This is a genomic window from Paenibacillus aceris, assembly GCF_017874035.1.
Classification (GTDB): domain Bacteria; phylum Bacillota; class Bacilli; order Paenibacillales; family NBRC-103111; genus Paenibacillus_E; species Paenibacillus_E aceris.
In genome coordinates this window covers 143,113-155,728 of record NZ_JAGGKV010000010.1, presented here as the reverse complement: position 1 = coordinate 155,728, position 12,616 = coordinate 143,113, and the positions used below count along the sequence as shown (strand labels likewise).

The 12,616-nt window shown below is 51.1% G+C and carries 12 protein-coding genes and 1 pseudogene; 7 read left to right on the top strand and 6 right to left on the bottom strand.

What is annotated here, in order from left to right:
• Positions 1-103 precede the first annotated feature (103 nt).
• Complete coding sequence (locus J2Z65_RS19360) at positions 104-1,174, bottom strand: branched-chain amino acid aminotransferase (protein ID WP_167052974.1); 1,071 nt, start codon at positions 1,172-1,174, stop codon at positions 104-106.
• Positions 1,175-1,302: 128 nt separating this feature from the next.
• Here J2Z65_RS19360 and J2Z65_RS19355 point away from each other — a divergent pair, with 128 nt between their 5' ends.
• Positions 1,303-2,199 carry a LysR family transcriptional regulator gene (locus J2Z65_RS19355; protein WP_167052972.1) on the top strand — a complete coding sequence of 299 codons (897 nt, stop codon included), beginning with the start codon at positions 1,303-1,305 and terminating at the stop codon, positions 2,197-2,199.
• A 29-nt stretch (positions 2,200-2,228) separates the two neighbouring features.
• Entirely contained in the window at positions 2,229-3,263 is a 1,035-nt protein-coding gene (locus J2Z65_RS19350; RefSeq protein WP_240159490.1) for a TRM11 family SAM-dependent methyltransferase, read from the top strand.
• Here the strand turns inward: J2Z65_RS19350 and J2Z65_RS19345 are convergent.
• Both J2Z65_RS19345 and J2Z65_RS19340 read right to left on the bottom strand, forming a co-directional pair.
• Positions 3,260-3,868: a DUF3298 and DUF4163 domain-containing protein gene (locus tag J2Z65_RS19345; RefSeq protein WP_167052970.1), complete on the bottom strand. Its 609-nt coding sequence runs from the start codon at positions 3,866-3,868 to the stop codon at positions 3,260-3,262. The two genes, J2Z65_RS19350 and J2Z65_RS19345, sit on opposite strands and share 4 nt — an antisense overlap.
• A gap of 198 nt (positions 3,869-4,066) precedes the next feature.
• Positions 4,067-4,225, bottom strand: coding sequence for a hypothetical protein (locus J2Z65_RS19340; RefSeq protein WP_167052968.1), 159 nt, complete (start codon positions 4,223-4,225; stop codon positions 4,067-4,069).
• 196 nt (positions 4,226-4,421) lie between these two features.
• On the opposite strand from J2Z65_RS19340, the gene J2Z65_RS19335 reads away from it, so the two are divergent.
• Positions 4,422-4,991: a pyridoxamine 5'-phosphate oxidase family protein gene (locus tag J2Z65_RS19335; RefSeq protein ID WP_167052966.1), complete on the top strand. Its 570-nt coding sequence runs from the start codon at positions 4,422-4,424 to the stop codon at positions 4,989-4,991.
• A gap of 11 nt (positions 4,992-5,002) precedes the next feature.
• On the opposite strand, the gene J2Z65_RS19330 is transcribed toward J2Z65_RS19335, so the two are convergent.
• Positions 5,003-5,395: an acyl-CoA thioesterase gene (locus tag J2Z65_RS19330; RefSeq protein WP_167052964.1), complete on the bottom strand. Its 393-nt coding sequence runs from the start codon at positions 5,393-5,395 to the stop codon at positions 5,003-5,005.
• A 203-nt stretch (positions 5,396-5,598) separates the two neighbouring features.
• Here J2Z65_RS19330 and fumC point away from each other — a divergent pair, with 203 nt between their 5' ends.
• Entirely contained in the window at positions 5,599-6,984 is a 1,386-nt protein-coding gene (gene fumC / locus J2Z65_RS19325) for a class II fumarate hydratase (RefSeq protein ID WP_167052962.1), read from the top strand.
• A gap of 532 nt (positions 6,985-7,516) precedes the next feature.
• Here fumC and J2Z65_RS19320 read toward each other — a convergent pair.
• The gene (locus J2Z65_RS19320) at positions 7,517-7,768 is read right to left on the bottom strand and encodes a hypothetical protein (RefSeq protein ID WP_167052697.1); all 252 of its coding nucleotides are present in this window, start codon (positions 7,766-7,768) and stop codon (positions 7,517-7,519) included.
• 296 nt (positions 7,769-8,064) lie between these two features.
• Positions 8,065-8,481: a YtxH domain-containing protein gene (locus J2Z65_RS19315; RefSeq protein WP_167052960.1), complete on the bottom strand. Its 417-nt coding sequence runs from the start codon at positions 8,479-8,481 to the stop codon at positions 8,065-8,067.
• 366 nt (positions 8,482-8,847) lie between these two features.
• Here J2Z65_RS19315 and J2Z65_RS19310 point away from each other — a divergent pair, with 366 nt between their 5' ends.
• The 3 genes and pseudogenes from J2Z65_RS19310 (at position 8,848) to J2Z65_RS19300 (ending at position 12,610) form a co-directional block, all read left to right on the top strand.
• Positions 8,848-9,984, top strand: coding sequence for a PP2C family protein-serine/threonine phosphatase (locus J2Z65_RS19310; protein WP_167052958.1), 1,137 nt, complete (start codon positions 8,848-8,850; stop codon positions 9,982-9,984).
• A 131-nt stretch (positions 9,985-10,115) separates the two neighbouring features.
• A pseudogene (locus tag J2Z65_RS19305) lies at positions 10,116-11,050 on the top strand (alpha-amylase family glycosyl hydrolase); the annotation flags it as partial.
• A 375-nt stretch (positions 11,051-11,425) separates the two neighbouring features.
• Complete coding sequence (locus J2Z65_RS19300; protein ID WP_167052956.1) at positions 11,426-12,610, top strand: glucose-1-phosphate adenylyltransferase; 1,185 nt, start codon at positions 11,426-11,428, stop codon at positions 12,608-12,610.
• The last annotated feature ends 6 nt before the right edge of the window (positions 12,611-12,616 follow it).

Genomic DNA, 12,616 nt, shown 5'->3' with positions numbered 1-12,616 from the left:
TCTTCGGCATTGAGAAGCATCGCTGGAAGCCTGACCGTGCGAGGAACAAAAAACCTTTCACTCCACGAAGTGGAGTGAAAGGTTCTTCATCGTTCTATATGATCTAACAAGTAACCATCCAACCATGCTTATCCGCGATCCGGCCATATTGAATGCCTGTGATCGTGTCATAAAGCCGATGAACGAGTTCCCCAATCTGCCCCTCATTAATGACCATCGGCGTTCCTTGCCACAATAGGCTGCCAATGGGCGAAACAACAGCGGCCGTACCGGTGCCGAAGGCTTCTTCCAGCGTTCCGTTTTCGTAAGCATGAACGATTTCGTCGATGGAAATTTTCCGCTCTGTGACGGGGATCCCCCAATCATTCAGCAGATGAATGATACTTTTGCGGGTGATTCCCTCCAAGATGGAGCCGCTAAGGCTTGGCGTGACAACTTCACCGCCAATTTTGAAAAAGACGTTCATGCTGCCGACTTCTTCCAAGCTTTTTTTGTCGATGGCGTCTAGCCACAGCACTTGCGCACAGTCATGCTCCTTTGCAAGCACTTGCGCCTTCAGGCTTGCCGCGTAATTACCCGCTGCTTTGGCACCGCCGGTACCGCCTTGAACGGCTCTGGCGTAGTGGCTCTCCACAAGAATTTTGACGGGCTGGAGTCCTTCCTCATAGTAAGCGCCCACTGGCGACATAATGACAACGAAGGAATAGCGCGATGAAGGGCGTACGCCTAACCCGGCCTCGGTAGCAATGACGAAAGGTCGAATGTATAAGGAAGCGCCTTGTTTGCTCGGTACCCAGTCCGCATCTACACGAACGAGCTCCAGAATGGCGTTCACAATAAACTCTTCATCGATAGCCGGCATATTTAGCCGCTCGCTGGAGCGGTTTAACCGTTTGGCGTTTTGGTCGGGACGAAAAATTTGGATCTCATTGCTATCTGTTCTAAAAGCTTTTAATCCTTCAAAAACAGCTTGCCCATAATGAAAAATCATCGCGGCGGGGTCATAGGACAGAGGCCCATAAGGAATAATGCGCGGGTCATGCCAGCCTTGCCCATCTTCATAGTCCAACACAAACATATGGTCTGTAAAATGACGCCCAAACCCTAAATCATCATGAATACCGGGTTTTGTTTTGCCTTGCGGATTGCGTTCAAATCGAATCTGTCCATACATTGCGAGCAACCACCTTTCGTTTACGATCCTAATCGTTATTCTATACTATAGAAAAATAACAATCATTGATCAATTATGAAATTTCAATTACGATCATAGTTAATCGCTATGAACGGGGGCTTACGAGGATGGATTATCGGTTATTGGAATATTTTTTGGCCGTTTGTGAAGAACTTCATTTCACGAAAGCCGCCGAGAAGCTGGGCATCAGTCAGCCGACGTTAAGCCAGCAAATTCGCGCGTTAGAGCAGCGAATCGGATCACCTCTTTTTCAGCGCCTCGGTAAAAAAGTTTACGTGACAGAAGCGGGAGAGATTCTGCTTAAGCACAGCCGGAACATTTTCCATGAGCTCGAGCAAGCGCAGGCTGCTTTCAACGAGATTCAAGGGATGCAGAGAGGAAGGCTGCGAATCGGTTGCTCCGGCAATCATTTGCTCACCGAGACGATGATGGCTTTTCATGCCCTATATCCGAAAATCGAACTGTCGGTAGCTGAACTGGCAACCGAGGAGACGATAGAGGGTCTGTTAAACAATCAACTGGACTTGGGCGTTGTATTTTTGCCTGAGGCGGATGACCAGCTTGTTCGTATTCCGTTATATAAGGAAAAACTGCTTTTCGTAGTTTCGTCAAATCATTCATTGGCAGGTAGCGAGGCGATCCGTCTGGAGGATCTTGTTCAGCTTCCGGTAGCGATGCTGCCCAAAAAATTTTACGTCAGGCACATGATAGAGGCATGCTGTGAGCAATCAGATTTGGTGTGTAAGCCAATATTAGAGCTTTCTACCTTGGAATCTTTGCTGCAAATGGCCAAAAACAATGTCGGCGGAGCCGTTTTGCCCGGTTCGTATATGGAACATATTCAGAGCAGTGATATCCGGTGTATTCCGATTGTAGACCCTGTGCCTCAGAAGGACGTCGGCATTGTGTATCGCAAAGACATGTTCCTGTGCCAGACGACCAAAACGTTCATGAAGCAGGTCATGCACCAGTTCCTTGGCGAAAACAATAACGCCCCGGCATAAAATAGATTCAAATGAGGGATATGACAAACATGGAACACTTATATATTTACGCCTGCCACGAAGACGAGCAGGCGTTGTGTCAGTTAGAGCTGCGCACCTTACTAGGCGCAGAAGCCGTGCTCGGCGCGGGCTTCGCCGTCAGTGCGCACCGCGTGGAGCCGAGCCGCAGCCCGTTTCTGAAGCTGCGGCTGGATGTTTTGTTCGAGGCCGGCAGTTTGCCGGAGCTGGCCTCGCAGGTTCAAACGTTGACCGTGCGCGGGTCAACGTTCAAGGTCGCGTTCGCGGAGACGGACACGCCGGTCAGCTATGACCGGCGGCGTGAGATCGAACGCGAAATAGGCCGGCATCTCCGCGGCAAAGCCGAGATGCGGAAGCCGGAGCAGTGGTTCGCCGTGACGGAGCTGGGAGGCCGCTGGTTGTTCGGCGACTGCGTTCACGGCGAAGCCGTTTGGCTGCTGCATCAGCAGAAGCCGCAGAACTACTCCACCGCCCTCAGTACGCGCGTAGCGCGGGCGGTGGTGAACATCGCCGTGCCCTTCACGGAGGGCACGCGGGTCATCGACCCGTGCTGCGGCATCGGCACGGTGCTGGTGGAGGCGATGTCGATGGGCATCGACATCGTTGGCAGCGACATGAACCCGCTGGCGGTGCGCGGCGCGCGGGTGAATCTGGCCCACTTCGGCATGCCGAATGTGGTCACGCTGGCGGACATGCGGACGCTGGACTTGCCCGTGCCAACGGATGCCCTTGCACCTGCCCTTGCACCTGCCCTTGCGCCTGCCCTTGCACCTGCCCTTGCGCCTGCACCTGCGTCCGCACCTGACGCCAGCTCGCAGAACCGCTACGACGCGCTCATCCTGGATATGCCGTACAACCTCTGCTCTAAGCTGCCGGAGGACGAGCAGCTGCAAATGCTGCAGTCTGCCCGCCGATTAACGCAGCGTGCGGTTATTATTACGACGGAGCAGATTGATCCGCTCATCGAGCAAGCAGGCTTTCGCATCGCAGAGCGCTGCGCTGTCCACAAAGGGAAATTCAGCCGGCAGATTATCGTCTGCGTTTAGCTGAACATTTTCCCCAGCGGACCGTCCTCGGCGATGATGTCTTGGAGGGCGTACACGGAAATAGGGAAGTAAAGAAAGCCATACACATAAGCGGCCAACTCATAGACTTGGAAATAAATGACCAATGATTTATCTGCGATATAAAAATCCTGATCAGGCCGAATCGCCTTAAAATCAACCAGCAGCGGAATATTTCGCACTTTAATTTCTGCTTTAATGATTTCGCTTAGCTTGCCGATATAATCGCTGCCTGGCTTAAATAAGTCTTTTAAAGCGTAAGTCTTACCTGTTTCTGTATTAAAAGTTAAGGCGTTTTGGATCGTGAGACCGTGCGCACCGCCCGAAAACGCATAATTCCATAACGTCAGACTGAGCACGCCCCTTTGATTGTTTTTCAGTTCATAATAGGCGGTAACGTCTGTCATCGGATTTTTCGGATAGCCTTGATCGTGAAGCTGCTTATTAACGGCATTAACAATCGTCGTGTTCATGGCATGTTCTGCCGTGTATGGCGTGTGGTGTATAACGGCGGGATACAGAAGCTTCAATTTATCGTGAAGCACTTGATAGGTTTGTATACTAACGGGGTGATCCAATTCGTCCATGCTGCTCATCCATCCCTAACATTTTTCCTACAATTTATTCGGCGGTTGGGCGTTTGGTTCATTGTGTAGCCACGGTAGTCATCGTAAGCCATCCTACATACAAAAAGAGCTCTCCCTCGGTCCAGAAGGACCTGCTGGGAAAGCTCTTTTTATGTCTGCGCTTAGGGCAAACGGTCTCATGTAAAAATAGCGGTGTGACTACTCTTCAGAGGACGTATCCTCGTTGGCATTAGCGGTTGAGCTTTGAAGCAGAGAGCTTAGCTCCTCTACCTGCTGCTGCGCTTGGCTGTCTTCCGCATTGGCCTCGGCGGCATTAATGGCATGACTTACTACATCATTTTGATTGTTCGCTGACATGAACACTCACCTCCTCGTTTTTCAACTAACTAAGTATGCCTCCATATGGGCGAAATCATACAAATAATTTCCATGTATCTGAATTTGGATCAGAGCGACTCATAGGTTTTAACTATAGAGGTCGTCTAATTAATGTATTTCACAAATATAGTGAGGAGGAGCATAATAGAAGAAAATGGAAAGGTGGCGAATCTTGATGGGAAAATCATTCAAGTCCATACTGCCGGAGCATGTGGCATTTATTGCGAAGCAGCACATCTTTTTTGTAGGGTCGGCCCCTCTGTCGGGGGAAGGGCACGTGAATTTATCACCGAAGGGCCATGATGTGCTGCGCATTTTGAACGAAAATGAAGTGGCCTATTTGGATTTAACCGGGAGCGGCAACGAAACGAGTGCGCATCTCGAAGAGAACGGGCGAATTACCATCATGTTCACTGCATTCGAAGGACCTCCGATGATTTTGCGCTTGTATGGACAGGGGCGCGTCGTCTTGCCGGAAACCCCGGGGTGGGAGACATTAGCACCCAAGTTTACCTTGCTGCCTGGAGCTCGGCAAATCATTGCTGTGAAAGTCCATGAGGTCAAGACTTCCTGCGGCTTTAGCGTTCCCTTTTACAACTATGAGGGTGAGCGGAATACGCTGCAGAAATGGGCTGTCAGTAAAGGAGACGAAGGTCTGCTAGCGTATTGGCAGGATAAAAACATGACCAGCATGGACGGCATGCCAACGCCACTTGGGCAAAAGTTATCCACAAGCAACCTGTAAATCGTTCTTTTTTAGCTAAAATGTTTCCGCAGCGCTTCCGGCGCTTCCACGCTTTTGCGTGTCGAGCTGTCCATGGTGACGCTGGTTACCAAAGCATCCGCGCATAGCTCTCCATGCTTGTTGTAGATCTCTTGCTTCAGCACGTAGCTGGAACGTCCTATTTTGTCCGGACGGCAGGTAATGGTTAGGTGTTCTCCCTGTTTGCACTCTTTTTTGTAATTAATATTGATGTTCACGGTAACAGTCTGGATGCCCATCGAGCCAAAAGTCTCATAGGACAGCTCGGAGAGCTCGTACCACTCCTCACGTCCCCATTCCAGATACTCCAAGTATTTGGCATTGTTGACGTGGCCGTTCACATCGATTTCCGTCGAGCGGACGATGATCTCAAGTCTGGATTCCATGTGTGAGAGCTCCTTTGTTGTGTACCTGCTCTAGGCACGTGTTTTTGTTACCTTAATTATAGCTCGTTTGCTGTGGCGAAAACCAGTTTATGGCTCATAGTGCTCCATCAATTGGGTAAACTATGCTTCATGTGTTTGACGCTAGTCAGCGATGGGTTAACAGATAGTAACGGCGTGCAGCGCCTATAAAGGAGGATATATAGATGGAGCAGCAATACCGGATTGAACGAGATACGATGGGGGAAATCAGAGTACCTGTGGATAAGTTGTGGGGCGCTCAAACGCAGCGCAGCTTTGAAAATTTCAAGATTGGCACCGAGCGGATGCCAGAGCGGTTGATTGGGGCTTTTGCTTTGTTGAAAAAGGCCGCGGCACAAGTGAACCGTGAACTTGGCGGATTAACGCCGGAGAAAGCGGCGGCCATCTCGCAGGCAGCGGACGAAATCGTACAGGGCCGCTGGAGCGGAGAGTTCCCGCTCGTCGTTTGGCAGACCGGCAGCGGGACGCAGTCGAACATGAACGTCAATGAGGTGATTGCGCATCGCGGCAGCGAATTGCTAGGGGATGGCGCGCGTATTCATCCCAATGATGATGTGAACCGTTCGCAGAGCTCGAACGACACGTTCCCTACCGCGATGCACGTCGCCGGCGTCCTCGCAGTGGAGCAAGAACTGCTGCCTGCTCTGGAGCTTTTGCAGGCGACGCTTCACAGTAAGATGGAGGCCTATGCCTCCATCGTTAAGATTGGCCGCACCCACCTGCAGGACGCGACCCCGCTGACGCTGGGGCAGGAAATTAGCGGCTGGTGGGCGATGCTGGAGCAGAGCTCGCGCATGGTGCGCAGCAGCGTGGATACGATGCGCGAGCTGGCCATTGGCGGCACGGCGGTCGGCACCGGGCTCAACGCGCATCCGGAGTTCGGCGCGCGCGTTGCCGAGCAGCTCACGAACGAGACGGGCACGCGTTTCGTCTCGGCCGCGAACAAGTTTCATGCGCTGACCAGCCATGATCAGATCGTTTACGCTCACGGCGCGCTGAAGGCGCTCGCAGCGAACTTGATGAAGATAGCCAACGATGTGCGGTGGCTATCGAGCGGTCCCCGCTGCGGGATCGGTGAAATCACGATCCCCGAGAACGAGCCCGGCTCCTCGATTATGCCGGGCAAGGTCAACCCGACCCAGAGCGAAGCGATGACGATGGTCGTGTGCCAGGTCATGGGCAATGATGCGGCCATCGGCTTCGCCGCCAGTCAGGGCAATTTCGAGCTGAACGTGTTCAAGCCCGTGATCATCCACAACTTCTTGCAGTCCGTGCGGCTGCTGGCTGATAGCATGCGCTCGTTCAACGACAACTGTCTCGTCGGGATGGAGCCGAATCGCGAGGTGATTCAGCGCAATCTCGAGCAGTCGCTCATGCTGGTTACAGCGCTCAACCCGTATATCGGGTATGAGAAAGCGGCCAGCATTGCCAAACAAGCCCACAAAGAGGGGCTGACGTTGAAGGAGTCAGCCGTGCGCAGCGGCCACTTGACGGCGGAGCAGTTTGACAGCTATGTGCGGCCGGAGGATATGGTGCAGCCGAAGGCTTGACGCGGCGGCGTGGTACCGATCCTCGATTTCCCATCTAATCCTGCATAAGGTACATCAAATTTAGCGGTTTGCGCCCCTACTTGGGGCTAAACGGGCGAGTTTGATGTGCAATTTGCGGGATTTCTCTTTGAAATCGAGGGAAACACGTGTTCTGCTGCACTTTTTGCATTTGCTTTGCTTGCGTTTGGCACGTGTTACTTAACCGGAGAGAGCGGGCACAAGCTGTATCTCGTGTACCCCGTGTACCCCGAAGCGGCTATGCAGCCCTTCAGAGGGAACTATGGTCCTCTATTTGCTCCCATAGCAGTCCCTTTGGCTTTGAGGGGGAACTACGGTCTGCTATTCCCCTTTTTTTGGAAAAAAGGCTGCTTCGGGAGCAAATAAGGTCCTGTAGTTCCCAATTGGTGTGGAAATAGGCCGATTTTGCCTAAATAGAGGACCACAGTTCCCTCGGCGAGAAGTAAGAAGCCTGCATAACTGACTGGACGTAAAAAAGGCTGAACAGGAGGATTGTCCTGTCCAGCCTTTTTCATTATTGAATCGGATCCGGGATCAGATTCTTCTCCATTAGCTCGCTGTTGGTCTTCATGTGTTTCATTTCATTGCCGAGCTTCTTCATTTCGTCCAAATCCTGGGCCATGGAGCCGTTGTTGGCTTCTTCCAGGGATTTGCCGGAGGAGCCGTTGCACAGCCGCTCTAATTCGATCAGCTTGTCCAGCGCAGCACGACGGACTTCCAGCGGAACGAAGGTGTTCTCTGGAAAGTTGGCCTCGTGGAAGTGCACGGTAGTATTTCCATGCTCTGAGGTAAGTACCGTTAACGTAAGCGGATAGGAGGCAGCTGTAGCCTCATACTTTTATCCATCCCAACCCACTCCTTTCAAATGATAGCCGGCAGTTTAGTGCCGAATGCTCAATAAGCCGGTTTAGCCGATTTTGGCAGACGCTCGGCAAACTCCTATGCCTTACCACCAGCCATCTCTATCGCTTTATCGCCTGCCGTCCTAGCCATCCCTCGCGTACTATCGCCGACTTTTTCGCCGACTCCAGCACCTTAGTTGTCCAGCTTCCTCAGCAACTCCTACGCCTTACCACCAGCCATCTCTATCGCTTTATCGCCTGCCGCCTCAGCCATCTCTCGTGCTCTGTCGCCTGCAATCCCAGCGACCTCCCGCACTTTAGCGCTAGTCTTCTCACCAAATTCTTGGACTTTGTCACCAGCCATCTCAGCCATCTCCTGGGTTTTCTCGCCCAGCTTAACAGCTGCTTCTTCGGTTTTGTCACCTGCTTTGGCAGCTATTTCCTGTGTTTTTTGACCTAGGGCTGCGGCGAATTGGTTCGTTTTATCATAAAAGGTGCGATAGGTTTCCGATAGGTCCTCACGCAGCTCGGCTCCCTTTTTAGGTGCTAATAACAATGAGGCTACAGCGCCAACAGCACCGCCGATTACTAAGCCTAACCATAGTCCGTTTTTGTTTGCTCCGACTGTTTCACTCATGAGTCATCTCTCCTTTAATTGGGGTATAGTTGGTCATGCCTTATACTAGGATATAACCTAGTCACGACTTTTTGAAACAGGCAGGGTATTTTTACTGGGTTTGTTCTGTTTAATCTTGTTCTTGTCTTGTTCTTGTCTTATTCTTGTCTTGTTCTTGTCTTATCTTGCCTTGTTTGTTCTTGTCCTGTCATTCTTGATTGCTTTATTTAACTTTGTCTTGTCCTTCTTGGTTGTTTTTTTGTCTTAACCTTCTTGATTGAAGTTTTCACGAAACGGGTAGTAGAAAGGGAAGATCTTTATTTTTGAACTATGGTAAACTAGGTGAGGGTTCCTGTTAACTTTTACCCGAAAGGGGTTATGACGACGATGAGTATTGTCATTGTGGACGATAACGCGACCAATTTGTTGATAATTGAAAAAATCCTGCTCAAAGCCGGATACACAGATCTCTTGACGGTGTCCTCGGCGAAAGAGTTGTATGCTTTATTAGATATGAATTCACCCCGTCCGGCTGAGGTGCCGGTGGATTTGATTTTGATGGATATGATGATGCCGGAAATCGACGGGGTGGAAGCTTGCCGCACGATTCAAGCTGACGAAAGGCTGCGGGATATCCCGATTATTTTTGTGACGGCGATGGGAGATTCGAATAAGCTTGCTGAGGCGTTGGATGCCGGGGCGCTTGATTATGTGATGAAGCCGATTAATAAGGTGGAACTGCTTGCCCGAATCCGTTCGACGCTCCGCTTGAAATATGAGAAGGATTGGCACAAGGAGCGGGATAAGCGGATAAAATATGAGCTGGACTTGGCGAAACAGGTTCAGCGCAGCGTACTGAGCAATCCGATCGAGAAGGAAGACATTCATATTTCAGCACTCTATAAGCCCTCGTCCGAATTGGCAGGAGACCTCTACGCATGGTACCCGATTGGGCCGAATCGGTATGGGATTATTTTGCTGGACATGATGGGTCACGGTATTTCATCTTCGCTTGTGTGTATGTACATTTACTCGGCTTTGAAGGATACCATTACGCAGATTTGCGATCCGGAAGGCGTCATGCGCGAGCTGAATGGCCGGATGCATCAACTGCATCAATCGGATAGTCTGATTAATTATTATTTTACGGCGATTTACATGGTCCTGGATACGGAACAGCGAACGATTGAGTATGTGAATGCGGGACATCCGGCTGGCATTGCGATGTTGGACGGCGAGGTCAAGCAGTTGACGGAAGGCTGCTGCGCCATTGGTTTTTTTGAAAGCATTGAAGTGGCAAAAGGTGTGTTTCAGTACGAACAAGAAGCTCGTATTGTTTTATTCACAGACGGTCTGTCGGAATGGCTCGATGATGAGGAGCAGGACGGTATCGTGAAAATAAAGCAAGGCCTGCAGTCCGCAAGCAGCCACGATCCGATGGATTTCGTGGAACGTATCTCTCCGTTTGATAAAAGCGAACCCCCGCAAGACGACATGTGTTTGGTCATGGTCAGTATTCCTTAACGGTCTAAATAAAAAGATGCACAAGTTCATCCTAAAAACAGGGGAACTTGTGCATTTTTTGTTTCAATAGCCGCGAATGGGTGTAATAACTTTATAAATGCAACAAGCGAGGAGGAAAAGGGATGTCAACCATGGCCTCGGCACCCAGTTCTGACGCTTTATATTTGTTACATGAGGGGACGCAATATCAGAGTTACCGGTATCTGGGCTTTCACTTGGAAGAGAAGGATTCCGTGAGGGGAGTCCGTTTTGCCGTCTGGGCGCCCAATGCGAAACAGGTGAATGTATCGGGCAGCTTCAACGGCTGGGATGGCCGGAACATGGCATGACGATGTCAGAAGGGGTGTGGACGCTGTTCGTTCCCGATCTGGACGAAGGCACGCTCTACAAATATGAAATCGTTACTCTGGACGATGAATGTTATTTGAAGTCGGATCCGTATGCTTTTTCTTCTGAGCTTCGTCCGGGAACCGCTTCCATTGTCACATCGCTAGACGGTTACGTATGGCAGGATGAAGCGTGGTTGGAGGGGAAAACCCCGCATCAATTTTTGCAACAGCCGCTCCTGATCTATGAGGTGCATTTGGGAAGTTGGAAGCGCAAGCAGGACGGCGGCTTTTATAGCTACGGGGAAATGGCTGAGCAATTGGTCGATTATGTCGTGGAGCATGGTTTTACGCATATCGAACTTATGCCGCTCATGGAGCATCCGCTGGATAAATCCTGGGGCTACCAGGTAACCGGATACTACTCGGTGACGAGCCGCTTCGGAACGCCGAAGGATTTCATGTATCTGGTTGACTGCTGTCATCAGCAGGGGATCGGCGTCATTCTGGACTGGGTGCCGGCGCATTTCTGCAAAGACGCTCACGGACTATCCCGATTCGACGGGACGCCGCTCTATGAATATGGTGACAGCCGTAAAGGAGAGCATCCGACGTGGGGGACCCGCATTTTCGATTATGGGAAGCCCGAGGTTCTCAGCTTTTTAATCTCCAATGCACTGTTTTGGATGGATGTTTATCATATCGACGGCTTGCGGGTGGATGCGGTGTACAGTATGTTGGTGCTGAATTTCGACAGGCCGGAGGAAGAGTACATTACGAATGACGAGGGCAGCGAATTCGGTCAGGAGCAGGAATGGAACTCGGAAGAGGCACTCCAGTGGGAGCTCCTGCAGGAGCAGGAACATGGTCGGTTTCAATTTTTCACGAAAACACTGCATCATTTTTACATAGCGGAAAATGCTTTATGGGAGGTGGACTTCTCCCCCAGCGGATTTGAGTCCATTGACCTTGAGGATACGACGGACGGCTTGGTGCTGTTTGGCCGGAAGGCGAAGCCTGGTCGTGTCAGGATCGTCCATACAGCATGACGGTAACCATACCGCCATTGGCGGCTGTCATATTCCAAAAAATCAAAGCGAAAGGATGAGATGAGGATGAAAAAGCAGGAATGTGTAGCTATGCTGTTGGCTGGCGGTGAAGGCAGCAGGCTTCGCCCGTTAACGAAGGAGATGGCGAAACCGGCCGTTCATTTTGGAGGGAAATACCGAATGATTGATTTCTCCTTAAGCAACTGCCGTCATTCAGGAATCGGTACAGTCGGTGTGCTGACGCAGTATAAGCCAGCAGTGCTGCATGCGCATATCGGGAGCGGGGACATTTGGAAAGTGGATGGTGACTGTGAGGGCTTATCTATTCTGGAGCGGCAGCCCAGTGCGCCTAATGCGTATTCGGGGACCGCAGATGCCATTTATCAGAACTTAGCCTATCTGGAAGCACATAACCCTAGATATGTGTTAGTTCTCTCAGGCGATCACATTTATAACATGGATTATCGGACGATGCTGGCACATCATCAGGCAACCGGCGCGGATGCAACGCTTTCGGTTATTCCTGTGAAATGGGAGGAGGCGAGCAGGTTTGGGATTGTTAGCGCGGATGAACAGCACAGGATTACCGCTTTTGCGGAGAAGCCGTTCAAACCGGCCAGCAACTTGGCCTCTATGGGGATTTATATATTTAACTGGGAGGTCCTGAAGTCCTGTTTAGAGCAGGATGCGGCAGATCAGGCGTCGAGCCACGATTTCGGCCACGATATTATTCCCGGACTGCTAGCCTTGGGGGCGCATGTGTCCGCCTTTCCTTTCGAAGGATACTGGAGGGATGTCGGAACGATCGAAAGCTTCTGGGAATCGCACATGGATTTACTTGGTTATCATCCGACGCTGCAATTAAATCAAGAGGCATGGCCTGTGCTGACGGCAAAAAGCAACTTCCCCCGAAGCCATGTAGGTCTGGATGCACGAGTTAATAATGCAGAGCTTGGAAACGGCGTCTCCATCTACGGCAATGTCAGTCATTCCGTATTGTTCGATGGGGTGACGGTTGGTGAGCACAGCAGGGTGTTAAACAGCATCATTATGCCCGGCGTTCAGATTGGGAGGCATGCGCTTATCATCAATGCCATTATCGGAGAAGGCTCAATCATTAAAGATGGTGCAATCGTAGGGAAGCCGGAAGATCCGGGCATCACTGTGATAGGCGAGAAAGCCGTGATCGGACGGCATTATCCGGCTACCATCCCTGCTAAGCTGACCGGTACGAGGCTGAATTTCGTTTAAGCTTTT